The organism is Streptomyces sp. ISL-36, from assembly GCF_018614205.1.
GTDB lineage: Bacteria > Actinomycetota > Actinomycetes > Streptomycetales > Streptomycetaceae > Streptomyces.
In genome coordinates, this window is the sequence record NZ_JAGGOS010000042.1 from 16,689 (window position 1) to 42,098 (window position 25,410).

At 70.4% G+C, this 25,410-nt stretch carries 19 protein-coding genes; 4 read left to right on the plus strand and 15 right to left on the minus strand.

The window, feature by feature from the left end:
* Positions 1-49: 49 nt before the first annotated feature.
* The 7 genes from J7E93_RS10560 to J7E93_RS10590 all read right to left on the minus strand — a co-directional run bounded on the left by J7E93_RS10560 (position 50) and on the right by J7E93_RS10590 (position 12,192).
* The gene (locus tag J7E93_RS10560) at positions 50-1,309 is read right to left on the minus strand and encodes a TIGR02679 family protein (protein WP_215067744.1); all 1,260 of its coding nucleotides are present in this window, start codon (positions 1,307-1,309) and stop codon (positions 50-52) included.
* Positions 1,300-5,415, minus strand: coding sequence for a TIGR02680 family protein (locus tag J7E93_RS10565; RefSeq protein WP_215067746.1), 4,116 nt, complete (start codon positions 5,413-5,415; stop codon positions 1,300-1,302). The genes J7E93_RS10560 and J7E93_RS10565 overlap by 10 nt, the downstream gene beginning before the upstream one ends.
* Positions 5,412-6,644: a TIGR02678 family protein gene (locus tag J7E93_RS10570; protein ID WP_215067748.1), complete on the minus strand. Its 1,233-nt coding sequence runs from the start codon at positions 6,642-6,644 to the stop codon at positions 5,412-5,414. The genes J7E93_RS10565 and J7E93_RS10570 overlap by 4 nt, the downstream gene beginning before the upstream one ends.
* Positions 6,641-8,224, minus strand: coding sequence for a TIGR02677 family protein (locus J7E93_RS10575; protein WP_215067750.1), 1,584 nt, complete (start codon positions 8,222-8,224; stop codon positions 6,641-6,643). Before J7E93_RS10575 ends, J7E93_RS10570 begins: the two co-directional genes overlap by 4 nt.
* A gap of 981 nt (positions 8,225-9,205) precedes the next feature.
* Positions 9,206-10,021 (minus strand): lysyl oxidase family protein, encoded by an 816-nt coding sequence (locus J7E93_RS10580; protein ID WP_215067752.1) that lies wholly within the window; start codon positions 10,019-10,021, stop codon positions 9,206-9,208.
* Between the two features lie 171 nt (positions 10,022-10,192).
* Positions 10,193-10,597, minus strand: coding sequence for a nuclear transport factor 2 family protein (locus tag J7E93_RS10585; protein WP_215067754.1), 405 nt, complete (start codon positions 10,595-10,597; stop codon positions 10,193-10,195).
* Positions 10,594-12,192 (minus strand): cytosine permease, encoded by a 1,599-nt coding sequence (locus J7E93_RS10590; protein ID WP_215067756.1) that lies wholly within the window; start codon positions 12,190-12,192, stop codon positions 10,594-10,596. Before J7E93_RS10590 ends, J7E93_RS10585 begins: the two co-directional genes overlap by 4 nt.
* A 147-nt stretch (positions 12,193-12,339) precedes the next feature.
* Here J7E93_RS10590 and J7E93_RS10595 point away from each other — a divergent pair, with 147 nt between their 5' ends.
* Positions 12,340-13,857, plus strand: coding sequence for a PucR family transcriptional regulator (locus J7E93_RS10595; RefSeq protein ID WP_215067758.1), 1,518 nt, complete (start codon positions 12,340-12,342; stop codon positions 13,855-13,857).
* 233 nt (positions 13,858-14,090) lie between these two features.
* Here J7E93_RS10595 and J7E93_RS10600 read toward each other — a convergent pair whose 3' ends face one another.
* The 5 genes from J7E93_RS10600 to J7E93_RS10620 form a co-directional block, all read right to left on the minus strand.
* Positions 14,091-14,492: a hypothetical protein gene (locus J7E93_RS10600; protein WP_215067760.1), complete on the minus strand. Its 402-nt coding sequence runs from the start codon at positions 14,490-14,492 to the stop codon at positions 14,091-14,093.
* The gene (locus J7E93_RS36940; RefSeq protein WP_308368271.1) at positions 14,492-16,141 is read right to left on the minus strand and encodes a hypothetical protein; all 1,650 of its coding nucleotides are present in this window, start codon (positions 16,139-16,141) and stop codon (positions 14,492-14,494) included. The genes J7E93_RS10600 and J7E93_RS36940 overlap by 1 nt, the downstream gene beginning before the upstream one ends.
* A gap of 640 nt (positions 16,142-16,781) precedes the next feature.
* Positions 16,782-17,318: a hypothetical protein gene (locus tag J7E93_RS10610; protein WP_215067762.1), complete on the minus strand. Its 537-nt coding sequence runs from the start codon at positions 17,316-17,318 to the stop codon at positions 16,782-16,784.
* A 143-nt stretch (positions 17,319-17,461) separates the two neighbouring features.
* Positions 17,462-17,788 (minus strand): hypothetical protein, encoded by a 327-nt coding sequence (locus J7E93_RS10615; protein WP_215067764.1) that lies wholly within the window; start codon positions 17,786-17,788, stop codon positions 17,462-17,464.
* Positions 17,789-17,797: 9 nt separating this feature from the next.
* The gene (locus tag J7E93_RS10620; protein ID WP_215067766.1) at positions 17,798-17,992 is read right to left on the minus strand and encodes a hypothetical protein; all 195 of its coding nucleotides are present in this window, start codon (positions 17,990-17,992) and stop codon (positions 17,798-17,800) included.
* A gap of 360 nt (positions 17,993-18,352) precedes the next feature.
* On the opposite strand from J7E93_RS10620, the gene J7E93_RS38020 reads away from it, so the two are divergent.
* Both J7E93_RS38020 and J7E93_RS10630 read left to right on the plus strand, forming a co-directional pair.
* On the plus strand, positions 18,353-19,402 hold the full coding sequence (locus J7E93_RS38020; protein WP_308368274.1) for a restriction endonuclease fold toxin-2 domain-containing protein: 1,050 nt from the start codon (positions 18,353-18,355) through the stop codon (positions 19,400-19,402).
* 24 nt (positions 19,403-19,426) lie between these two features.
* Positions 19,427-19,879 carry a hypothetical protein gene (locus tag J7E93_RS10630; RefSeq protein WP_215067768.1) on the plus strand — a complete coding sequence of 151 codons (453 nt, stop codon included), beginning with the start codon at positions 19,427-19,429 and terminating at the stop codon, positions 19,877-19,879.
* Positions 19,880-20,610: 731 nt separating this feature from the next.
* On the opposite strand, the gene J7E93_RS10635 is transcribed toward J7E93_RS10630, so the two are convergent.
* The 3 genes from J7E93_RS10635 to J7E93_RS10645 form a co-directional block, all read right to left on the minus strand.
* The gene (locus J7E93_RS10635) at positions 20,611-21,945 is read right to left on the minus strand and encodes an enolase C-terminal domain-like protein (protein WP_215067770.1); all 1,335 of its coding nucleotides are present in this window, start codon (positions 21,943-21,945) and stop codon (positions 20,611-20,613) included.
* A gap of 40 nt (positions 21,946-21,985) precedes the next feature.
* On the minus strand, positions 21,986-23,323 hold the full coding sequence (locus J7E93_RS10640; protein ID WP_215067772.1) for a gluconate:H+ symporter: 1,338 nt from the start codon (positions 23,321-23,323) through the stop codon (positions 21,986-21,988).
* A gap of 638 nt (positions 23,324-23,961) precedes the next feature.
* Positions 23,962-24,456: a LysR substrate-binding domain-containing protein gene (locus J7E93_RS10645; protein ID WP_215067998.1), complete on the minus strand. Its 495-nt coding sequence runs from the start codon at positions 24,454-24,456 to the stop codon at positions 23,962-23,964.
* A gap of 16 nt (positions 24,457-24,472) precedes the next feature.
* Here J7E93_RS10645 and J7E93_RS10650 point away from each other — a divergent pair, with 16 nt between their 5' ends.
* Positions 24,473-25,213, plus strand: a complete 741-nt coding sequence (locus J7E93_RS10650) for a hydroxylase (RefSeq protein WP_251066353.1) — start codon at positions 24,473-24,475, stop codon at positions 25,211-25,213.
* Positions 25,214-25,410 lie beyond the last annotated feature (197 nt).

Here is a 25,410-nt window from a genome sequence, read left to right on the forward strand (position 1 = left end):
AACGCCACGCCGGGCCCGCGCAACGCCTGTCCCCAAGTGCCCGTCCACCTCACGCGAGGTCGGACAACAACAGCTCCAGCTCCCTCTCCTCCTCGACGCGTACGCCGAGTTCCGCGACGGCCGCCGCGAGCGCGGGTTCCCAGGGGGTCTCCGTCGGGGTGCCGACGAGCGGTGACAGCGGGGGTGAGGCGTTGCGGGACACGGCGGCGCGGTAGTCCGCAGCCGTAAAGCGCCAGGGCCGCCACGGGACGACGCGGTGAAGGACGCCGGCTATCCGGAGCCCGCCCCAGTCGAAGTCACCGTGAAGGTGCAGGGCCGCTCCGTGTTCGTGCAGCCCTCGGAGCAGCGTGAGGGCGGCGGCGGAGGGCTGCCCCTGGAGACAGACCAGGGGCGGGCACGCGGGGCCGAGGGCGTCGGCCGCCGCCGCAAGGACGGTCGGGTTCTCGCACATCCACACCATCGGAGGGGCGACGGCCGGCGGTCGGCGGGTGAGCTGGCGAAGGGTGAGCACGAACGGTTCGCCCTCTTCGGCCATCCGGTCCAGCGACGGAGTGCCGCGCAGATTCAGGGTCAGGACGGTCGAGGACAGCTCGTCCCGCAACAGTCCCGCCGAGGCCCACGCCTCGCGTCGCCATTCGGCGCCCTGGCCATCGGGGAAGCCGGTCAGCGCGCGGGCCCCGGACAGCGTGAGCGTGGCCAGCGGTGTGCCGTCGTCCAGGGCGTGGGCCGAGCCGAGGACCCGGGCGGCGAAGGCAGGCAGCGAGACGGCCGGATCGGCGGGAAGTGCCCGCAGAGCGGCGCATGCCCCGGCAAGCAGGCTGCGCGTGGTGTCGGGGGCACGGCCCAGGCGTCGCGCGAGGCCATCGGCCCGTACCCGGGCGGTCCAGTCCGCCAGCGGGGGAACCGCCGCGCTGAGCTCGTCAAGGGGGGCGTGCGCCCGCTCCCATGCGGCCTCCTCCTCGTACCGGGCCTGGGCGAGTGGGGTGACGGGGCCGATGAGCGCTTCGACGGCGACGGCGAGGCCGTCAGGGCTGGCGCCCGAGCGGCGCAGTACGGCGTCGACCGCATCCAGACGTACCGTCAGCGACCTGCCGCCACCGGGGGCTCGTGCGAGAAGTCGTTCGACCGCCGCCCGCTGGGCCGGGGTGGGATCACCCAGAGACACGGAACCGGTCAGGGGTTGTCCGGTCACCAGACGTCGGCGCGCTCGTTCGACGAGCCAGGCGAGGTCCGGTGTGCCGAGCAGTCGGGCGAGTCGCGGGCGGTCGATCGCCCCGGTTTCGGGCTCAGGACCGTGGGTCAGTTCCACAGCGGCTCGGGCTCCTCTACGCCGGGCATGTCCTGGGGCGCGTGCCGTACGGGGTCCTCGCGGCGCTGCCGTCGCGTACCGTCCCACTCCCAGCGGGTGACGAGGACCGCCGCCACCTCGTCGATGCGGGACAGCTGGGCGATGGCGATGCCGGGCACCTGCGCATAACAGGCCCACTCCCGTTCGCTCGTCATGACCACATCGAGGTCGAAGGCGCTCAGCAGACCGAGGCACTTGGCACGGGAGTCGTCGTCCACGCCGGCGAACGCCTCGTCGAGGGTGACCAGACGGGGCGCGTATGGGCTGCCCGCGCTCGCGTAATGCGAGGAGGCGGCGGCGAACAGCGGTACGGACACGGCGAGGACGCGTTCGCCGCCGGAGGCGGGGCCGGTGGCCGTGACCCAGCGCCCGTGCTGGTGGCGTTCGACACCGAACTCGTGCCAGGAGCGGTAGTCGAGCGCTGCGGTGAGGTGTTCGAGCCAGCTGCCCGAGCCGTCGTCGGACTGCTGGCGAGCGATCTGTGCCTGGAGGAACTCGCCGACCGCCGTGCGGTCCTCGGCCGTCCAGGCGTCGGCGGACTGGCGCAGCCGGTCACGGGCCTGGGCGAGTCCAGGCGGAGCCTTGCGCGAGGCCCGCCACACTAGGCGAAGCTTCATGCCGGTGGAGGTGGGGCGGTCCTCCAGTTCGGTGTTCATGTCCCGCACCTGCCGTTCGGCGGCGCCGATGAGTTCCTGGAGGGTGCCGGCGACCTCGGTGATCAGGTGGGTCTCGAGGATCTCGCGTTCGTGCGCGGACAGGATGCGGGTGAGCTCTCCGACCTCCGTGGCGAGCGCGTCGACGAGTTCGGGTACGGCCCGCTCGCGACCCTGGTAGACGATGTCGACGACCATGCCGTCCTCGACCATGCGGGCGGAGGCGCTGTGCCCGTGCCGGGACAGGGTGTCCTGCAGGGTCTTGAGTTCCTCGCTGAGCCGGCGCTGTACGCGTTCCCAGGCGGCATCCGTGTCGTCGGTGGCCGACAAGCCGGAGTCGATGGCGCGGGCGAGCGCGATGGCCGGGGTGGCGGCCCAGGGGCCGTCGTCCGAGGCGGGGGCCGCGAGCTCGGGCAGCGCGACCGCGACAAGGCCGGTGGCCGTGAAGCGCTGGAGCGCGGCGATGGCCTCCGCACGTGCGTCGACGGCTTCGGCAAGGTCCTTCTCCAGCTGCTCGATCCGCCCCTCGGCCCGGCCGGCCTCCCGGTCCGCCTCGGCGTGACGCCGCCGGGCGTTCTTCTGGTCGGTCTCGCAGATCCGCTGGGCCTGGGCGGTCTCGACGAGTCGCCGTTCGAGTTCGGCGACGGCGGCGCCGACGGTGGAACGCAGGGTCCGGTGGCGCTCGTCGGCTGCCGCCGCCTCGCGCGCCGCGCCTTCGGCCCGCTGGGCGAGGTCGATGACCCGCTGCTCCGCCTCGGCCGCCTCGGCACGCTCGTCGTCCACCTGTCGTACGGCCTCGCCTTGTTCGCGTAGCGCGGGCCACAGAGCGGCCAGCGCGGTGGCGAGGAAGCCGAGGGCGTGACGCACCGAGGTGAGTCCGGCCCGGTCGGCGGGCAGCCCCAGATCAGCGGCGACCTCGGCGAGTTCGGCGGCAGCCCTCTCGGCGCGCCCGACTGCCTCGGTGACCTCGGCAGCACGCCCCTCGTACCGGACGCGGGCCTTGCGTACGGTCTCGGCGGCGGCGCTCACGAGCGCGTGACCCCTGGTGAGCGGCGACTCGTCGGGGACGTCGGCGAGCTCGGCGTCGAGCGTGCGACGACGCACCGCGATCATGTCGGACCGAGCCGCGAGCGTCTCCGACTCCTCGCGCAGGGAAGCGAGTTCGATGCCGAGCACAGCGACGCGGGCCCGGCGCGCCGCCTCGCGCGCGCCCTCGCCGATGTACGTGGCGGCGGGCTTGGCCCACGTGCCGGTGAGTACACCGACCCGAAAGCGTCCGTCGGGTGCCACCCAGGTCTCGGCTTCTCCCCCGCCGTCGAGGCCGATGGCGGCGAGCAGTCGGGCCACCGTCGTCTCGTCCAGGGCAGCGACCTGTCCGTCGCCGTGGTCCACGGCCGGGCACAACACGTCTGCCAGTGAGGGACCGCTCACTGGTCCGTTCGACGGGGAGAGCAGGACGTCGTGCCCGTCCACGGCGAGGGCAGAGCCGTCGGGCAGCACCCAGGCATCGAGGAGGCCGGAGGCTTCGAGTGCCGCTTCGAGCCCAGCGCGCTCTGGTTCGGGCAGTTCGTCATGGAAATCGACCACGCGCCAGAGCGGCACGCCCGTCAGCTGTTGGCGAAGGCCGGGGGTACGCGTCGCCGGGGGCTGGGGCTCGCGCCCGCCCCCGGCTTCCAGCGCGGCGAGCTCCCGCCGTGCCTCGTCGATGCGCGCCGCCAGCTCCGAGGTTCTGCGGGCGGCTTCGGCCGTCTGGTCGGCGAGGTCCGCCGAACGGGCGGTGTGCGCCCGGGTGGCATGGACCCGCGCCGGGTAGGGGCCGTCGAGGTGATGGGTCCATTCCTGGAGTTCGTCCAGGAGGCCGGTCTCATCGGAGAAGGCCAGCTCCTTCCAGGCGTGGGCGCGTTCGCGCACGTCGTCCAGGAGGGCCCGGCCTGCCCGCGCCGCACTCTCCTCCGCCTCGCCGTACGTCTCGGCGGCCAGCGCGAGGTCGGTCTCCGCCTCGTCGAGACGGCCCGACGCCCGGCGGTGCGCGTCGGCGGCCCGCTCGGAGGCTTCCAGAAGGCCCTCGGTGTGGGCGAGGGATCGCTGGGCGCGGGCTGCGGCGTCCTCGACGGCGCGCCGCAATTCGGGCTCGGGCAGCAGATCGTCCGCCGGCAGGGCGACACGCGCGGCGGCCGCCTGCTCCCGCGCGTGGGCGAAGGTCTCTTCGACCCGGAGCCGCGTGGCACGCAGCCGGTTCTCGGCGGCGCCGAGTCGCCCGAGCGCCTTGGTGTGGAGGGCGGCCGCCTGCTCCCGGTCAGCCCGCGCCCGGTCCGCCGCCTGCGTCGTTCGCGTCACGGCCAGCGCGGCGTGCTCCAGTTCCCGCGCGTCGCGCATCTCGGGCGCCTCGCGCAGCGCTTTCTCCTGGGCCCGCAGTCGTTCCCCGGTCTCAGCAAGGGAGCCGATCTCCTCTTCAGCTGCCGCTCGCTTCTCCTCGGCGCTGGTTCGCCGCTCCTGAGCCTCGGCCAGGTCCCGTTGGACGCGCTCGTAGCGGGAGTGTTCGGCACGCGGAAGCCGGGCGCGGCGCCGGGTGGCGATCCGGGCATAGCGCCGGTAGTGCTCAAGGAAGGCGGAGGCGGCCCGCTCGGCGGCGGACGCGGCAGCCAGTTCGTCCTTCTCCTCGTCCAAGGAACGGAACGCCTCGGCCACGTCGGCGATGACGGCCTGGTCCATGGGCGGCAACGCCTCGGTGAGGGCGCGGGAGAGGGCCGCCTCGTTGGGCCGCTTGGACAACTGGGGCTGGCGCAGCTGGATGAGCAGGTCCACCAGAGCCGCGTACCGCTGCTCGCCGAAGCCGAAGAGTGCTTCGTCGACCGCTCTGCGGTACGTCTTGGCCTGGTCGTACACCATGCCGTACCCGACGACGGCCTCGGCGAGGCGGTCCCGGGACAGGGCCGTGCCGGCGGCGTCGAGCAGCCGGAAGGTCTCCTCCGTGCGTTCGGTGGACCCGTGGTCGACGCGCTGGCGGGTGACGGCATACCAGTGGCGGGCGATGCCACGCCCGGTGACGGCCTTGAGCCCGCACAGCAGCGTACGGAAGTGCTGCTCGCCGGTCGTGTCGTCGAGCCTGCCGAACTCGATCCAGGTGTAGCCGAGCCGTTCGGAGTGCGGGTGCTCGCCGCCGAGGAGCAGGTTCCACTCCATCCGCTTGCCCGGGTCGCTGTCGGGTTCGACACGGCGCGGGCTGAGGTCGCCGTCGAGCAGGAACGGCAGGGTCAGGGCGAGCACCTTGGACTTGCCAGTGCCGTTGTTGCCACGCAGCAGCAGCCGCCCGTCCCGGAAGTGGAACTCCTCCACGTCGTAGTGGAACAGGTCGACGAGCCCGACGCGCAGGGGCTGCCAGCGGGAACGCCGCGGCGTGGGGAGGCGGGTCACGAGGTGGCCTTTCGCTGCGGAGGCACGGGTGCGGAGCCGGGTTCGCGGATGACGGTCTCGCCGACCGCGTACCGGGCGAGGGCGGGCCGGGCCGCGACCGCGTGCGGGGCACGGGAGACCAGGCCGAGCGCGGTGAGCCGGGCGACGGCCTGTTCGACGAGCTCGGTCTCCATGCCCGGCTCCCGAGCGGACTTCGACCAGAAGCCGCCGTGCTGGGCGGCGAGTTCACGGACTCGGAGGGCAAGCATGTCGAGGGTGACGGGTCCGTCGGCGCCGGCCAGGTGCTCGGCGAGCAGCAGGGTGACGTGGCCGTGGGTGCCCTGTTCGGGCATGCGGAGGTCGGTGAGGTCGTCGTCAGGGTCGACCATGGCGATCCCCTCGGCCCGCACCTCGGCGACCAGTCCGGTCAGCTCGGTGATCCGGGCGGTGAGGAAGCCGCGCTGCCGGGTGAGGTAGCCGAGTTCGGCGTCGGTCAGGTCGTCGTAGTAGAGCACCGGGTCGTCGAGCAGCCTGCGGGTGAGCGAGCGGCGCATCGCGCGGAAGCGCAGTTCGTCGCTGTCCAGAGCGGTTTCGGCGACGAGCTCGGCGAGGCGGTCGTCGAGGGTTTCGGCATGGACGGTGGAGGGGCCGCGGCGGGAGGCCAGGAGTCCGGCGAGGACCCGGCGTTCAACGTCGTACAGGACGTCGCCCGCCCCGCTGACGTACGACTCTTCCTCGCCCGCCACCCGACGCAGTACGCCGAGGTCGAGCAGAAGCCGTACGACGGCGGCGAGGTCGAGGCGCTCGTCGCGGCGTTCCAGGGCGAACTCGATCCCCGTCGCGGTGAGTCGGGGGTCGGCGGCATCGAGGACGATCTGGTCGGCGAGGCGCCCGAGGGCGATCTGGGCCTCGCCGCGTTCGAGGGCGGCGAGCGCGAGGCAGAGCAGAACGTAGCGGCGGCGGGTGAAAGGGGCGGTACCGCGGCTCGCCTCGCGGGCCGGGTGCGTGGGGTCGGTGAGGACGCCGGGGATCTTGCGCAGCCGTGCCGTCTCGGCGTCCACCTGGAGGGACCAGCCGGTGTTGCGGTCGAACCACTCTCGGAGTTCGGGCGCGTGCCGGCGGACGAGGCGGAATTCGTCGGCGTACCGGCCGCGCGCGAGGAGAAGGGGCTGTTTCAGCAGGGCGCGCGCTGCCTTGCGCAGGTCGGCAGCGTGCTGGCCGTCCAGCACTTCGGCGAGGGGGGTGGTCATCGGTCGGCGGCTCCGTCCGTCAGGTCGTCTCCGTCCGTCAGGTCGACGATCTCGATGAGGTGGTCCGGGCCGCTGAAGACTCCGTCGAGCGTACGGACCTCCGCGGTGGTGCCGTCGGCGAGCGCGGTGAGCCGGATCTCCATGGAGCCGTCATTGCTGGTGGCCACGGTGTGTCTTACACCTGGACGCCATGTGGCCAGCGCGTCGCCGAGAAGTTGGAGGAACAGGCCGAAGGAGGCGGGGTCGAGCTCGCCGAGATCGGACAGGCGGGTGACGCCGTCGGTGACGAGCCGGACGCGGGCGGCGGCGGTCTCCGCAGCCTGCTTGGCGGCCGCCTCAGCGAGCGCGCGCCGCCTCGCTTCCCGGTCCTCGACCTTGCGGGGCTTGCCGCGCCGCTCGTAACTCCCGGTGCGGCGCAGTTGGGGGCTGATCCGCAGCGGCTCCGCCCCGGCCCAAGGGGTGGCGGCCGGGACGGGCTTCGCCGCCCGGGCGGCGAGAGTGTCGGCGTCGACGGTGAGGTGCCGGGCCGGATAGAGACCGAAAGCTGTTCGCCACAGCCGGTGCCGGGCGTCATCGTCGTGTGCCTCGGCGAACCAGCGGGCCAGGGTCCGGAAGTCGGCGGACCGGTCCGAGCGCCCGGCACGGCGCTCGTTCAGCGCCCGTACGACCGCCAGGAGCTGCGGAATCGCCCCCAGGGCCCGGCCGCGCAGGAGCCGGGCCTGGGACTCGCGCCCGTCCCTGCTGATGAACCACGCGCCGAGCCCCTCCCAGCGCGCGGCCCACCGCTCGTACACCTCCCGCTCGGCGTCGGCGGCCTCCTCCGGCGAGGCGTCGGCGGCCTCGCGTCGGGCGGCGGCCCTCAGCAGCAGATCCACCCTGCCGCCCTCCTCCAGTTCAAGGATCAGCCGGGCGATCCGCCCGCCCAGCGTGATCAGGTCCTGGATGAACCGCTCCAGATACTGGATGAGCCGGTCCTTGTACGCGAGGAAGACCTCGTCCTCGACGCCGTGCAGGTCCATGGTCCTCTGGAGCGATCCCATGAAGGCCCGGGCGTTGTCGGCGAGCGCGGCGAAGCGGCTGGCCAGGGCGTCGAGCGTCAGGTGTGTCTTGGCCGGGTCGGGCTCGTCCTCGGCGGCCAGGACGAGGAGTGCGCGCAGCTGGGTGACGATGTCGTGCAGCGCGACGGCCTGAAGAGCGCCACGACGGCCGAGCGCCTCGTCGTAGGCGGACAGCGCCGCCTCGGCGGCCTCCCCCTCGCGCGTGAGCTGGTAGATGAACCGCTTCCGGTAGAAGTCCTCGACGGCTGTGACCCGCGCGGTGTCCGGATCGGCCCGCAGATTGCCCCAGACGACGAGCCTGTCGAGCGCGGCGACGACCGCCTCCGGCTCGGCGGGGCGGGTGTCCGCCGGAAGCGCGGCATGCACCTCCTCGGGGCGCAGATGGACCGCGAACCGCTCCTTGGCCACGAGAAACACCCGCATCACCTGGCGGTAGAGCGGGGTGTTCGGCACGGTGAGATGGGCGAAGGGGCCGAATCCGTCCGGCTCGAAAGCTGGATCGGCCGAGGTGGTGACGGTCATCGCCCCCATTCTCCCGCAACCGGGGCAGCTACCGGCAAGGACGAACGCACCTGTCCGATTCCCGCGGGAGTGACCGGATCAATACGGTTCTCATCGTCCGCATCCGCCGGGCCGACCACAAGGCGCGCCCGGCCTCCCGTCGACGACGCCACCCAGCGGGTGGAGGTGGCACAGAAGCCCCTCCGTCACGCGCGACCCGCCTGGCCCAGTACGTGAGCGCCATGCGCACGCGCGTGGCGGTCATGCCACCAAGCGAGGCCAGAGCCGAGGCCGAAGCATGGATCAGTTGGGCGGCAGCCACGGCGAAGGGCCTCGATCCGCTGAACACACCGCCCCGGCTGTCCGACGTTCCCGAACCACGCGCCGAGGAACTGAGCCCTTCCTCGGCGGCTGGAGCCCTACGGGCCCTGACGCGACGCTCGGCCGCAGGGGCCCCGGTCCTACTGAACCGCAGCGCTGTCGACGACCCTTGCACTCGCACCAAGAGACGGCAAAGCGGATCCGTGTGCAGGCGCCGCTCCACCCACCACCACCTGCGCGAAGCCCGACCTGACAATTCATCAGAACGAGCGTCAAAAGAGCGTCACGAGCGTCATTTCAGCGTCAAGATATCGCCCGTAACGCCCACACCGCACATAATGCGCACTGGCGAAACCGCAGGTCAGGCGTCCTTCTTCACCGGCTCCAGGATCGCCACGCACTCCACGTGGTGCGTCATCGGGAAGATGCGCAGCCGCGCCTCTGGTGCCAAATCAACACGTCAGAGGCGGTTTTCGCACAGACCTGACCTGCGGCGGGGAGCGTAGAGCGTCATGTGCGTCTGCACCGACATGGGCCGCGCGACATCCGCACCACAACTGTGGTGGTCCTCTTCCGTGCCACCTTTCAGAACCCAGGTGATCTTCGCGCGGAGCGGGGCAGTGGGAGACGTCCCTCACTGTCCCGCCCGGGCGCCCTCCGGCGACGGCGCGGTGGATGCGGTCAGACGCCCGGACGCGGGCCGCCGACGCCCACCGGTACGCCCTGGCCGATCGTGACCTTCACTGATGTCGTCCTCGGAGCCGTCCGGTTGGACTCGTGCAGGATGCCGAGCGGGTTCGTCGTCATCTCGAGCGTGTACTCCTGCGGCGGGAGGTTCATCAGCGCGCTGACGTCGAAGGACTGCCCGTCCAGCGCCTTGTCGTAGACGTCCGCCCAGCCGATGGAGATTCCCATGGTCAGGCTCGTCGCGTTGGCGTTGTGCGAACAGGAGTTGTAGACAGGGTTGACGGGGCTGCCGGGGAGCGTGGAGTCCGCGACCTCCAGGTCGACCAGGCAGAACGCGACCTTCGGCGACTCACGCACCACCTGACCGCCGGCGTCGAGGAGCCGGTAGCGGGAGATGCCCTCCATGTGGAAGTGCTTGTGCTCGTCGTGGTACTTCATCAGGCCGACGGGCACCTCGTACGAGGAGCCGTCGGAGCGGGAGATCCGCTGGTAGGCGGGCAGCACGTTGTTCCCGGGCGTGGCGGCGGCCGCCTCCTCCTTGGTGCGGCGGCCGGTGACGTGCAGGGCGCCGGAGCCGAGGTTCGCTGGCGCGCCGGTGAAGCGCAGCCAGGTGACGCCGGTTTCGGGATGACGGACCAGATCGTTGTCCGCGAGTTCGCTCCGGAGCGGTTCGAGGGAGGGCAACCGGTCCGTGGGGGCGTCGACGGCCGAGGCCGGGACGGGGCCGGTGGCCAGCAGCGCGCCGATCGCCATCATCGCTGCGGTGATCCAGGTCCGTGTGGTGCGTCCGCGCCGTTGTGTGCGTCTCATGACTGTTCTTCACTGTCCTTCCTGGGGTGGATGATGCGGTGTGCGGGAGCGTCTTCGGCGATGTCCACGCCGAGGACGTCCGCAGGGAGCGGGGCCGCGCGGCCCTCGCCCGGTGCGGCCCCGGGCGTGCTGCCCGTGGCCAGTCCTCCCGTCCGACTCGGGGGGCCGGGGTCACGGCTCGGGCGAGAGGTGTTCATGGACGACGAGCCAGCGCCCGTCCGGGGACCGCCGGAAGACGACGGTCTCCCGCTCACGCAGTTCCTCGCCGTCGGCGCCGTCCTTCGTGGCGAGGCGGGTGTGCACCCGGTGGGTCAGCACCGCCAGGCCGTCGGCGACGACGCGTACCGCGGTGTCGTCCGTACGGCAGCCGAGCACGCGGAACCCGTCCAGCTCCCAGGCGCGCCAGGCGGCCTCGTACGCGGCTCGGGTGGCGAGGAGGCCGGGGTCCGTGGGGAAGAGGAACGTGGCGTCGTCGTCGAAGGCGGCGAAGTAGCGGTCGGTGGCGTGGGCGGCGAAGGCGGCCACCAGTTCGGCTGCGGCGGCCCGCACCTCGGCTTCGGCGTCGTCGGCACTCATCCGTCCACCGCCGGGAGGCCGTCCACGGTCGGGAGCCCGTCCGGCCCGCCCGCCGAAGCGATCGTCCGGCCGCCGGGCGCCGTCGGCTCGCCGGCCCCGTCGGCGGCCTGCGCCGGGACCGGCGCGGCGTCGGCGGATGCCGGTTCCCCTTGAGCGAGTTCACGCTCGCTTGCGGCCACCGCGGGTTCCTCCGCCGACAGGTCCATCCCGCGCGTCAGGGCGTAGTACAGGATCCCGGAGACGGCGAGCCCGATCACGAACGCCACGTCGACCCCGCCGAGCGCCTGGGCAACGGGCCCGGTGAAGGGGCCCACCACCATGAACGGCGCCATCAGAAGCAGGCCCACACCGTAGGCCAGCAGGCCGCGCCACGCCCAAGTGCCGTAGACGCCGTCGGGCCGGAAGAGGTGGGTGATGGCGTAGCGGCCGCGCCGGACGAAGAAGTAGTCGACCAGATTCACCGCGGTCCATGGGATCAGCAGGAACAGCATGAGCAGCAGGGCGTTGCCCAAGGCGGTGGAGAAGTCGGCCGAGACGCTCAGGCCCACGGCGCACCAGACGACGGCGAGGCCGCCGATGGTCAGCACCCGGGCCCTGCGGCCGGGGCGAAGCGGGCGGATCGAGTCGATCCCGGTGAGGACCGTGAGCATGCCGCTGTAGGCGTTGAGTCCCATGGTGGCCACCAGCGCGAGCACCGACAGCACGGTCAGGACGGCGCCCAGGCCGCCCACCATCTGGTCCCCGGCGTCGCGCGTGCCGGCCAGCGGGTCGTTCACACCGAGGGTGGCGGCCATCCAGGCGCCGATGGGAATGAGCCACATCGGCGAACCGGCGGCACCGCCGAAGACGGAGGCCACGATGCGGGACGTCGGGGTGTCGCGCGGCAGATAGCGCGAGTAGTCGGAGACGTAGGGGGCGTACGAGATGTTGTATCCGGCGGCGGCGGTGAACTGCACCATGAAGGCGACCAGGGTGAAGCCACCGGCAATCGGGGCGGCATCGGCCGGGCCGGTCACCCAGCCGCTGAGGATGCCGATCGACAGCAACAGCCAGCACGGGGCCGAGCACCAGAAGAGCACCTGGAACGCCCGGTGGAGCCAGTCGTGTCCGTACACGGCCAGGACCACCGCGAGGATGGTGATGCCGATTCCGACGGTGGTCACGTCCCAGCCGAACACCGCGTTCAGACCGTGGCCGATGATGATCGTGTCTACGACGTTGAAGCCGACGAAGGTGAACAGCGTCGCCGCCAGGGGCACGATCACCCCCCGGTAGCCGAACTGGCCCCGGGACTGGATCATCTGCGGCAGCCCCAACTGCGGGCCCTGGCTTGCGTGGAATGCCATGAAGAAGGTGCCCACCAGAAGCCCGAGTGCGCTGGCCAGTACCGTCCATCCGACGGACAGGCCGAGCCCGGGACCGATGAACCCGAGGGACAGGGTGAAGGGCTGGAAGTTTCCCTGGAACCAGAAGGGGCCCTGCTTCCACAGCTTGCCGTGCCGTTCGGCGAAGGGGACGTGCTGGATGGAGAGGCTTTCGATGACATCCGCGCCGCCGGGTTCGGCTTTCGAGTGCTGGTCAATCCGGACCGCCATGGACCCTCCCGTTTTCGTTCACTCCGGGACACCACAGCCCGGAAACGGAGGCCCTGAGTGTGCGGCCATCGTGAGCCGGGCGGCAATTGTGCATCGCTCAAACTCGACCCCTTTCTTTGTGGGGCGCCACGATGCAGCATGTGCGCGATGACAGAACCGACAGCCGCCCTCCGGGTCCACGACCTCGTGCATTCCCCCGCCCTCCAGCTGTGTGTGCTGGCCGGTCGGGAAGGCCTGCACCGGGCCGTGTCATGGGCGCACGTGAGCGAGCTGGAGGACCCCACCCCGTGGCTCCTCGGCGCGGAGCTGATCATGACGACGGGCATCGCGATTCCCCGGACCGCCGTCCGGCAGCGTGCCTACGTCGAGCGGCTGGCCGAGGCCGGCGTGGCCGCGCTCGTCCTCTCCGCCCACCTGCACGTCCCCCCACTGCGGCAGGAGTTTTTGGCGACGGCGGACGAACGGTCCCTGCCGGTCATGGAGTTGCCGTTGCAGGTTCCCTTCATCGCCGTGGCGCAGGAGGTGGCCGCCGCCCTGCAGGCCGGCGACCGGCGGCGGTGCGGCACGGAGCTGCAGGTCTTCAGCGCCCTGCGCTGGCTCGCCGCCGAGGACCTCACCGCCGAGGAGCTCTTCCGCAGGCTGGAGCGGCTGTCCGGCTATTCGCTCTACCTGTGCACGCCCGCCGGAGGTCCCCTGCTGCCCGGCGTGCCCATACCCCCTGCCCGGCACGCGACGCAGCTGCCGGACTCGGCCGACCCGGCCCCGACCGTCGCCGGCGGCTACGTCCTGCCGGTCCCCGCGCCCGGCAGGACGGCCGGATACCTGCTGGCGCTGGAACGGCAGGGCGAGCGGCGTGGGGAGGGCATGGAACCGGCCGGGCTCGGCGTCGTCCAGCACATTGCGACCGTCGCGGCCCTGCAGGTTTCCATGGTGCGTCACGAGCGCGAGACGCTCCGCCGCCAGGGCGCGGAGACGCTCGCGGAACTCCTCCAGGACGTCCTGGACCCGGACACCGCCCGTAGGCACCTCACCCGGCTGGGGTTCGCCGCCGACACGGCCGTCCTCCTCGCCGTCCTCGACGGCGGCGACGACGGACCGCTCGACGACGCCGCGGTGGTGCAGGTCCTGGACGACTCGGCCGTTCCCCACCTGGTGTTGCGCCGGCACGAAGCGCTGTACGTACTCCTCGCCGATTCCCCGGATGCCCGCGCAGCCCTCACGACCGTGCCGCACGCCCGAGTCGGCGTCTCACGCCCCTTCGTTCCAGGACGCACCCTGGGCCTTGCCCGGCGCGAAGCCGTTCTGGCGCTCCGGCGAGCGGGAGCCTCGGGCGAGTCCATGGCGGTGTTCAGCGACGACATGACGGAACGTTGGCTGCACGACGACCCGTCCGTCCTGCACGGACTGGTGGACCACGTACTCGGCGCGGCACTGCGGTACGACACCCAACACGGCAGCGCCCTGGTCCTCTCTGCTCTGACCTGGCTGGAGCGAGACCGGTCCACGGAGGAGGCGGCGCAGGCGCTCCACATCCACCCCAACACCCTGCTCTACCGCCTGCGCCGGTTCGCCGGCCTCAGCGGCAGAAACCTGTCGTCGACGGCCGACCTCACCGAAGTGTGGCTCGCGCTGCGGGCGGCCCACCGCTGCGGCCGGCTGCCCTGAGAGACCAGCCGCCTCCCAGTTACAGACCACATCCACAGGAAAAGGACTCGCCCACGAGTCGGCTCGAGCAGCCTTCAGCCACCCAGCCCAAGCCAACGGCGAGGCCGTCTCGGCGAGCGAGTCAGGCCCCTGAGTGGTTTCTGGGGCCCGCTTTGGGAGCCGAGTGCGAGATCCTGCTCCGACTCGGGCTCCACATGCCTCCTGATCGGGCGAGTGGGTGCGCTCGCCCAGCCTCAACTCAGCAGCCCACCGATAGCAGTGGCGAGAGCTTCTCCGCTCTGCTGGACAGCGGTCCCGAGGACAAGTGCGGGCAGTGCCTGTGCGATCCCCCTCAGCGTGTTCGCCTGCTCAACCGGAGCCGCGAGTGAGTCGTCCGCGGTGCCCGCCATGGCCCTCAGGGCTTCCATGTGCTGCAGACCCGCCGCGTTGCGCTCCAGATCCACTCGGAACGCGACGAGGAGGGCCCGTACGGAGTCGACGTCGGTGCCCCCGTGAGCCGATGCAGCCTGGTGTACGTGAGAAATGTTCTGTCCGACGACGTTTTGGAGTGGGGCGTTGTTGTTGCCGCCGATGCTGATGCCCGTGCCGTGTCCCGACTCGGGTGTGGGTTCCGGTCGACGTCGTCCGATGGCCATCACTTTCCTCCTTGGCTGGTGGAGCCCTGACCGACGTTGCTGTTGCCGTTACCGACGATGTTCTGGATCGGCGCGTTGTTGTCGCCGTAGACCTGAATGTTGTTGGTCACAGCGGCCACCTGCTGGTCGTAGGCGGCTGTATCGATGCCCAGGTCCCGCAAGTAGGCAGCGACGGTACGGAACACGCAGGTCTCCATGAGGACGACATGGCGCTTGGCGTCATCACTCTGGTGCATGTCCGTGACTTCCTCGGTCGAGTACCGGTCCCGCAGGCTCACGGGGTCCTCCTCCTCGGTTCGGCCTTCGATGCTCTCTCCGAGCGCGATCCGGGCGACCAGGCGCCACAACACCAAGGGGCCGGCAGCGGCGTCCAGAAGGGCTTGGACCGTCACCCACCTGAGCAGCCGCACACCGCGCTTGCCGACGGGGGCCGCCGTCACCTTCAGCTCGTTGTAGAGCGGAGTCATGACGTGCGGCCGCACAGTCAGCCGCAACTCGCCCGCCTCCAAGGCAGCGTGAACGAACACACTGACCACAACCTGGCCATCCCAGGTGATGCACTGCGCGCGCAGATAGAGTCGCGTCGGCTCGCTGGAGGGCGACTTACGGCCCCGGCCAGTCAGGTCCGGCGCTTCCCCGTTCGCCTCCCGGGTCTGTTGTAGCCAGAGGTGGGCCGGCAACCCGAGAACCCGCTCCATGGAGAACCCTGGCAGCGGGTCCGTGATCTCCCGTGCCCCCCGGCCCAGTTCGTCGAGTGCGGCACCCACGCGCCGCAGAAGTTCCGCCTCGCCGAAGGGCTTGACCGACTCCTCGGGGTCCTTCGGTTTCAGAGGGATGTTGATGTGAGCGGCTCCCCAGAGGTCGCGCCCGGCACCGATGAAGTGCTGCGAGGCGTCATAGGGCAGTCGGCGCCCCTCCTGCCCCTCCCCGATCTTCGCGAGCCTCCGGGTGGTCTTCGGCGCCGTCCACGGCAGCGCGTCGTGGGAGACCCGCTTGCGACTCAGCACAGACAGAGCGGCCCTCGCCACCAACCGGTCCCCTACGTACACCACTGCCATCCCTGCAAGTAGGCCGACCGGCACCGCGGCCAGCCCGAGTCTCACCTCCGGTACCGATTCGTGCGGCACCAGGGCCAGCATCCACGGAACGATGAGAGGCAGGTACGCCAACCATGGGCGGCGGGCCAGCCGACTGTTGAGCTTCTTCTTACGCTGCGCTCGAAACGCCGCCCACCTCATGGTGAGGGCGACCACGACGGCGGTCACCCAGATCGCCGTCGCCCACGGAGAGACGTACCCGGCCGCTGCCAGGAGCAACAGGAAGCACAGACGCCGTAGCCGCCGCCTGCGACGTGCACGCAGGCTGTGTGCCACCATCGGGACGAGATCGAACCCATACGATGACACAGGCACTGGCGGCCCGTTCAGCACATGGTCGACAACCCACTGTGCCGTCGGCTCGCCCAGCGGAGGGCAATCGTCATTGCCCTCCAGGTAAATGGGCCTGCGTGTACTACGCCGCTGCTTCTTCGGGGCCGCACTCTTGCCCCGAAACTTGCGCCACCACGCCTTGAGCTCCTTCACTCGATCCGGCCGCGCATAGACCGCCTGGCACAGGTACCTCGTCACCTCGGTGGCAGTCGGATCCACCTCCGCGGGACGAGGCGTGTCGGCCGTCCGAGCAGCCCGTTGCACAGGCACACCCGGCCACCCGTCCGGGCACGCCTCCCCCTGCTTCCTTTCCCGGGCTTTGGTGCCCCAGGCGATCCCCATGCCGCTCCCCCGTTCGCTCGTACGGCGGGCATCTTCACGACGAACAGCAGAAGCCGCCAGATCACAAAGGCGACATTGCGCGCAACAGGCCGTGAGGGAGGTGAATTGGCCGAAACCTGATCAGGGAAGCGGGACGAAGTCGTTCCAGCGAGGCACGTGGCAGCGCCCCAGGCCATCACAACGTCGACGGCCCGCCGTAGGAATCGCCACCAACTTCTCGATCTCCGCGGCAGCAATCACCCGCAGCCCGTCCTCGCCACACCCCTGGACCGATAGCCACCGCGCCGGCCACCCATCCGCCTTGCTGAGCAGTGCGTCCCACGTGGGCCACCTGGGATCCGACCTGCTCCCCGAGCCCCCACGAGACCACGCCCCGCCAACCGCAGAGACGCCCTGACCTGAGCAAACGCCATCCGCGCAGGTGAGATCGACAACCGAACCTCATTCGGGACGAAGAGGTCGTGGGTTCACATCCCACCCCGACAGCGAAGCGCCAGGTCAGGGAGCCGCGCTGCCCTCAGGCCCAAGCGGTCGCGTCGTACACGCCATCGCAGTGAGAGTCGATGGCGCCAGGGACGCGCAGGGCTTCCAGGCTCTCGGGCGCGTCGGGGTTGAGGAGCGCGATGAGCCTGGTGGAGGCCCACCAGCCCACAGGGCGGCTTTCCCCGGACTCCGGGTCGGTCGTACCGACGTCGATGCCGATCGTGCCCCGCTCGGGCAATGCGAGATAGAGGCGGACCACCCCTCGGTCACGCGTGTCGAAGCGGACGAGGTGGTAGAGGTCCGGGGCGACGGTGGCTGCGTAGTCGTGCCAGTACGGGTCGCCGACGAGGTCGGCCACCACGTAGTCCAGGGCGTCGTCCGAGGTGACCTCCACTTCGGCGGGAAGGACACCGGCCGCCGTCAGCGCATCGAGGTCCAGTACGCCCGCCTCGGTGCTGTCGGCCGCCCAGCGGGCCGCGTCGCGCAGCGCGCCCACGTACCACCAGGAGCCGAGCGAGACTGGTGCGGCTCCTGGGTGGTGGGGTAGTTCGATCAGTACGGTCCTGGACATGTCGTCTTTCAGCCGGACACGGATGACTCCGGCGGTCGGCAGGAAGGCTCGAAGCCGCCGGGGAGAGGCGCGGCGATGAACCGACGCAGCGCCAGCAGGATCTCCGTCGCCTCTCGGCCCATGGCCTCGCGTCCTTTCCAGGATCAGAGCTGGTTGACCCAGTCAGGGCAGAGGGTCTGCCCGCGGCAGAACGCGGTGACCGTACCGACGGGACGGCCATCCGGCGTGTTCTGACCGTTGGGACCTCGCTCGCCGCGCTCGGCGACGCTGGTGATGGTCATCCGCACGGTTCCTCCGCTCGCGATGACGCCGTCGTACTCGGCGCGGCTTCCCCGGACACGGTCGGCCTTGCCGTTGTACGGCGCGGTGATCGCCTTCTGCGTGCACATGTTGTGCTTCGAGCAGGTGTGCTCGAGGCCGAAGTCGTCGGTCCCCCGGCGCGTGCGGATGTCGTAGTGGTCCCAGTCCAAGCTCGACCATTAGATGTGGTGCCACGGGATGCTGGGGTCCGCGGCGCCTGGCAGGGCAGCAGTCGGGGTGGTGTCCCGCGGAAGCGGGACCTGCTCTGCGAGTGCCTGGTCGGTGCCGTAACGCGCCACGTAGGCGTCGTTGGACATGACCTCGACGTCGGCCGGAATGGCGCCTGCTCCGCCGCCGGCTTGGGCCGCCTGCACGCTGGTCCTAGCGCCGAGAACGGCAATCACAGCGACGGCAGGAAGCACTGCAAGCGACACCGTCGTTAAACGCATGGGCGGACAGCCTCTCGTGGATGATGGGCCGGAGCCACACAAGAGAAAACCAGGCAGGAGCCCTTCCGCCGGGCAACCTTCACGGGAGTCGACCCAGATGGGGTAGCTCGATGCCGCGGCAGCCCTGCTGTCCCGAGAACGCCGGAAGTTTGGGCCACCCAGTCGTCACCCGACACAAACACGCCGGTCAGAGCCATCCCACTCCCCCATCCACCAGGTGCCTTCTAAGCACTTGACCGCGGGTTTGAGTCCCGACGGGAGCTCACGCTCGATGGCCCTTCCCCAGTGGGTGGTCGTCTTCAGCCGCACCCCGAGGCCGAAAATCGGTGCGATGCCTCCCTCGTCGGATTTCGTTGTCATCGCTGTGCGATAGAACTGTCGTCATACGCCGCCTGCAACGAGATCGCCAAGGCGTGCGACCGCTACGCCGAGCACGTCGAGGCGGCCGAGAAGGCGATCCAACAGCACAAGCTGGACCTCTTCGCGGTGGACATGCCCTGGGACAGCCCTCTGTTCGGGGGCAACGGCTTCGACGGAGGTCTCCTCGATGCCGTCCTGGATGACCCATGGATCCGCCGGCTGGGTGAGGTGGGCCATGCCCTGGACCCGGCGGAGAAGCGCGTCAGGCTCCCCGAGGGCGGAGGCGGGCCGAGCGCGCCGGGTCTGCCTTTCCTGCCTCCACTGATCCCGGTACCGGTACCGGTGCCGCTCGTCCTCGCTTCGTACACCGGCGGGATGCCAGGCATCGTCCCCGCGGTGTACCGGGACCCCGATCCCACTATCCCGTGGCGCGACCCGATCCCCCCGGCCGCCGTCCCACCGCCCCGGCTGCTGGCCCCTGAGGAGCGCAAGGAGTTCGTCACCTGGGTCAACGGCCTGAAGCCGGCCCACTTCGGCGGCAAGTCGGACCCCACGACTCCCGAGAACGTCTACCAACTGCGGATCGCCGGCTACCCCGAGCGCATCATCCCCCTGCCCAAGGACTACGAGAAGCCCGCCATCGGTGCGGACGGCATGCGTCCGGCGGACGGAATGATGGTGGACGCCAAGTACGTACAGGACGCCGACGACGACTGCAGGAAGAACACGTGGCGCCGCCCGTCCACCTTCGAGATCGAGGACGAGTTCAAGCCTGACGGCACGAAGAAGTGGAACCGGAAGGACATCCTGATCGGCAGGGACGAGAGCGAGCTGGAGAAGTACCGGCAGGCGATGAACGAGCACCAACAGATCCGGGGTTTGGAGATCGTCACCAACGACAAGGAAGCCGCCGCGTACTGGCAGACGCTCATGGCCCTCCAGCAGCTTCCCGGTACCGCCCGGTACGTGAAGTGACCCGCCCCAGGAAGGATGCATCCCATGACGCACGATGACGATGACCGGACCACGTTCTTGTTCTACGCCCCGGAGCGGGAGCCGCACGCCTGGGGCCTCGACCTGGCCGGCCTGGGCGAAGCCCTACGGGAATCGTTCCCCGAGGTCCGCTACAAGGTCCGCCAGGACCGCACGCACCAGGGCGAGCCGTACCTCTCCTTCTGGGCGAGCACCGACGACGGCACCGAGTACGACGGCACCGCCACCGTCCACGGGCGGGACTGCGTGATGCTGGCCGACACCACGGCCGGTGAGGCGGCCCCCTTCCTTCTCTGGCTGCGCGACACCTACCTGCCCGCCCCTGACCTCGTCCGCTTCAGCAGCGAGCCGGCCGTGGAACGGGGCATCGAGACCGACTGGCGCCTCCCCGTCAACGGCGACAGGGCACGAGTGGCCGACGAACTCCGCCACCACCTCTCAGTCGTGGAAGGGGCCTGACTCACTCCACCGGAGGGTAAGGCAGTGCACGGTGTTCGTCGGGCCTGGCCGACCTCGAGCTTGACGCCCCATCAGAACGAGCGTCACGAGCTCACTTCAGCGTCAAGACATCGCCCGTAACGCCCACAGTGCACACAACACACACTCAGAAACCCGCAGGTCAGGCGTCCTTCTTCACCGGCTCCAGGATCGCCACGCACTCCACGTGATGCGTCATCGGGAACACGTCACCAGTAGCGGAAGCGGGATGAACGCCAGGTCAGAGCACCTTTCGCGGTTCTTCGGGCGGGCTGTCACAGCCTCGGAGCGTCAAACGAGCGTCACGGCGGAACCCGGGGTGGCGTGCGGACCGGATCGCTGCAAGTCGGCAGGACACCTGAGACCGGCATGGGCGTGCACGGGAATCGCGTACGGGAACCTGTACGTGGCATGGCCGTCACGGCACACGATCTCGGCTCCGGGAGGGTCGCGCCGCCGTGCTTCGCGCGTCCCGGCCTTGCGGTCCGCGAGGACATCGACACGCGGGCCGCCGGCCAGGACCCGGCCGACGAGCCCTCGAGCTCGTCGGGGGACGGGAACCGGCGAAGGCGTCTTCCGCCGGCACATCGCCCGGAGCCCGCGGCCCCCCTCGACGAAGCATCCGATCCGTCCCTGCGGCATGTCGGTCTTGCGTGTGTTCCTGCCGGAGCCAGGACGACCGGGCCGCGGATCTGCAGCCGCTGGGCCCGCGTCTACCGGACCAGGCAGGGCCGCTTGGCGTCGAACTCCCAACCGGGGACCAGGTACTGCATGCCGACGGCGTCGTCGCGGGCTCCCAGAGCCTTCGTCCGGTAGAGCTCGTGAGCCACGAGGAGACGGTCCATGTCGAGCTGGACGCCGAGGCCGGGAGCGTCGGGGACGGCGATCTCACCGTCGACGATGCGGGGCGGGGCGACAGTGAGCCGCTCCAGGCCCTCCTGCCATATCCAGTGGGTGTCCAGGGCGTTGTACGCGCCGGGGGCCGCGGCTCCGCAGTGGGTGACCATCGCGAGCGAGATGTCGAAGTGGTTGTTGGAGTGGCAACCCCAGGTCAGGCCCATCGCGTTGCACAGCTGCGCCACGCGTACGGAGCCCTGCATGGTCCAGAAGTGCGGGTCGGCGAGCGGGATGGAGACCGACTGCAGGGCGAGGGCGTGGGTGAGCTGCCGCCAGTCGGTGGCGATCATGTTGGTCGCGGTGGGCAGGCCGGTCGCGCGGCGGAACTCGGCGAGGACCTCCCGCCCCGAGTAGCCGCCTTCCGCTCCGCAGGGGTCCTCGGCGTAGGCCAGCGTCCCCAGCAGTGGCCCGCAGAGCTCGACGGCCTCCTTGAGCGACCAGGCGCCATTGGGGTCGAGGGTGATCCGGGCCTCGGGGAAGCGGTCTTTCAAGGCGCGTACGGCCTTGACCTCCTCGGCGCCGTCCAGGACGCCGCCCTTCAGCTTGAAGTCGCGGAAACCGTACAGGTCGTACGTGGCCTCGGCCTGGCGGACGATCGCCTCGGGCGTGAGGGCCTCCTCGTGCCGGACGCGGTACCAGTCGGTGTCCGCGTCGTGTTCGCGGACGTACTCCAGGTCGGTGCGGTCGGGGTCGCCGACGTAGAAGAGGTAGCCCAGCACCCGTACGGAGTCCCGCTGTTGGCCGTCCCCGAGAAGCGCCGCGACCGGAACGTCGAGGTGCTGGCCCAGCAAGTCGAGGAGCGCCGACTCGACGGCGGTGACGGCGTGGACGGTGGTCCGCAGGTCGAAGGTCTGGGCGCCGCGTCCGCCGGCGTCGCGGTCGGCAAAGCGGTCGCCGATCTGCCGCAGGACACGCTTGTAGTCACCGACCTTCGCGCCGATCACCAGGGGTTCGGCGTCCCGCAGGGTCTGCGTGATCTTCTCTCCGCCGGGCACCTCGCCGAGGCCCGTGCGGCCCTCGGAGTCCGTCAGGACGACAATGTTGCGGGTGAAGTAGGGGCCGTGCGCGCCGGAGAGGTTCAACTCCATGCAGTCGCGACCCGCTACGGGGTAGACGGAGAACGCGGTGACGGTCGGCTGGGTCGTGCTCATGCTCGCTTCAGGTCCTTCGTGTCGGGGACGGGGCCGGTGGTCACAGGCTGAGGAGGTCGAGGGCCCACTCGGCGGCCAGGACGCCGCCCAGGCCGAGGACCGACAGCACGGTCGTGTACGTGGTACGTACCTTGATCGCTTGGATGACCGAGAGGTTGAAGTACTCCTTGAACAGCCAGAAGCCGGGGTCGTTGACGTGGGAGAAGGCGATGGAGCCGCAGGAGACGGCGAGCACCATCATCTCGGGGTGCGCTCCGCTGCCGGCGAGGAGGGGCAGGACCACACCGGAGGCCGTGACGACGGCCACCGTCGCCGAGCCGAGGGCCACCCGGAGAATGACCGCGATGAGCCAGGCGAGGACGAGGGCGGAGATGGACCAGGAATCGGTGACGTCCCGGATGTAGTCGGAGATGCCTCCTTCGACGAGGACGTTCTTGAAGGCGCCGCCGGCACCGATCACCAGCAGGATCATCGCCATCGCCTGCACCGCCGAGGTACAGGAGGCGCTGACGTCCGCCAGACTGCGGCCGATCCTCGGTCCGAACGCCCAGATCGCCAGCACCAGGGTCAGCAGGAGCGCGGTCGGTGCCGAGCCGATGAACGCGACGGTGTGCAGGAACGGGCTCTCGCCGGAGGTGGCCATGTCGGTCACTGCGGCGCCGGCGATGAGGACGACGGGGAAGAGGGCCACGGACAGCGACCAGCCGAGGCCGGGCATCTCCTCGTCGGTGAACTCGCGCTCGCTGACCAGGCCCTTGGGGATCGCGGGGTTCATGGCCTTGATGAACGGCAGGCGCGGCCAGAGCAGCGCGATGAGCGCGCCGGCCGGGACCGCGATGAACAGGCCGTAGAACAGGGTCAGTCCGACGGAGGCGTGGAAGGTGGCCGCCACGGCGGTGGGGCCGGGGTGCGGCGGCAGGAAGCTGTGCATGGTGGACAGGGAGATCGACATCGGCAGCCCGACCCACAACAGGTTCACGCCGGTGACCCGGACCAGGGTGAACGCGATGGGCACGACGATGATGAAGGCGACCTCGTAGAACATCGTCACGCCGATGAGCATCGAGGTGACGACCATGGCGACCTGCACCCAACGCGGGCCGAAGGCGTCGAGAAGCGTGCGGGCTATGCGCTGGGCGGCGCCGGAGTCGCCCAGGACGCGGCCGACCATGGCACCGAGCCCGATGGTGAGCATCGTGTCACCGATCTGGCCTCCGATGCCTTCGGAGAGGATGTCCGGGATGTCGACCACCGGGATCCCCTGGACCAGGGCGACACCGACGGCCACCAGCAGGAGGGCCGCGAAGCCGTTCAGCTTCAGTCTGGTCATGAGGAGCAGCAGAACCAGAACACTGATTCCGACTACGACGAGTGGCATGTCAGTTCCCCTTTGAACTGTGGGTCGGCAGCCGGGTCTCCGGGGCGGGCGGGTACGGTCGGCTGCGGTGCGGGGCGAAGCGGAATCAACCGGACGCGGTACGACGCGGCGGCCGACGGTGGAGCGGGTAAGGGGCGGGCGGGGCGAGCGACGACCCGGTGAGTTCCGGACGAGAGGCGGTGGCCGGACTCCCGCGCCACTGCGAAATCGGCGCGGACGACGGCGACGACCTGCGGCTCAGCGGCTGGTCAACGGCCGTCCGGTCGAGGGCCGACGCGACCGGAGCGGTTCACGGAATCCGGTGCCTGGTGCTTCGTTCGAACAGGTACGGCGTCGATCGGCCGGCGTGCCGCGTCGCGGCTTCGAGGGCCTCGGCCGGAACCGGGCACCGGAGGCGGGCCGCGCGGACGGTGGCTCCGGGGGGTGCGGTCGCCGGCTCGTCCAGCCGGGCGAGAGCGGGCATGGTCAATCTCTCCTAGACCTGGGGGGATGCGGCAGCGGCGCCGCTGCGGTCCGAGCCACGGAACCGCGGCTGAGTTGACCGTAGAGATGGTTCAGATTCACGTCTATGTCGAATTTTGTTGGTTGCGATACCTTCCGGGTATCGTCGGTGCGCGACGTCCTGCGCCAAGCGCGTGTCACAGGTGTCGCAGCAGTGCCTCCAGAGCCGGATTGTCGTTGCTCCTGCGCCACACAAGGTTCAGTTCGACCGGCTGCGGGCCCGGCAGGGCGACTTGCCGGAAGACGATCCCGCTGTAGCGCATCTGCGCCGCGGACTCGGGCACGAGAGCTACCCCCCAGCCACCGTTGACCAGGGCCAGGATGCTGTGCACCTGCGTGAGGTACTGGGTGAAGACGGGCCAGACGTCCGCGGCCCTGAACACGCTGATCAGCAACTCGTGGAAGTAGCGGGCCTCGACGGACGAGTACATCAGGAAGTCCTCGCCGGCGAAGTCCTCGATCGGCATCGGCCCGTCCACGGCCGCCAACGGGTGCCGGACGGGAAGGGCGGCCAGCAGGCCCTCCCGCACGGCGGTGCGGGAGGTCAGATCGGCCCTCGTGGCCGAGGGCCGGATCAGCCCGAGGTCGAGCGCGCCTTCGCTCAGGGCTTCCAGCTGGTCACGGGTGACCAGCTCCTGCTACTTCAGCATGAGCCTGTCGCCGTACTACGCCGACGCCGTCAGCCTGATGGCCGCGGCGGCGCGGGCGCAGGGCGACATCGAGGTCTTCGTCAACATGTCCGAGTTCGAGCAGTCGTTCATGACGTTCGAGAAGATGACCGCACCCGAGGAGGAGCGGCGTGCATGGCTCGGCGGACTCGTCGCGGACTGGTCGCCGCAACAGCGCGCCCACTGGATCGCCGAACAGGTGCTGGAGTGGTCCGGCCTCCCGACCGTCAACGTACGGGCGGCCATGTTCGTCGAGAACCCCCTGATGACCTGGCTCGCGCTGGAACCGCTGGGCAACGGCGAACTGCGCCTGCCCTTCGGCCACCACCGACTCGCACCCATCGCGGGTTACGACGTGGCAGAGGCGTGCGCGAAGATCCTGGCCGACCCGGCACCGCACATCTCGAAGTCCTACGAACTCAACGGTCCGGAACTGAAGGACATGCACGGGTTCGCGGAGGACTTCGGGGCCGTGCTGGGACGCCAGGTCACCTACGTCCCCGAAGAGGTCGAAACCTGGAACGAGACCTACGTGGACCCTGCCCTGGCCGAGTTTCCGCACACCGCGGAGCACATGAAGACCCTCACCCGGCTGATCGGCGGCGGCGGGTACCGCGGCGTCACCGACCAGCTGCACACCCTGCTCGGGCGCCGGCCGAAGACCGTGCGCTGGGCGCTGGAGAACCATCCGCGCATCCAGAAGCTGGCGGCCGCCGCCTGAGCCGCCGAGCGCTCCGGAGAGAAAGCCGGTCTTCCACTCCACCGGTCCACGCCGGACGCGAGGGCGAGTGCGCGGTGCAGAGCAAGCCGTGCGCAAGGTCTGCACCGCCATGCCCTGCCCAGCGTCCGGACGACCCGCTGACCGAAGTGGCCACCGCACGCGGTCTGCAGACCCCACCCACACCGAGGTGCGCGCCG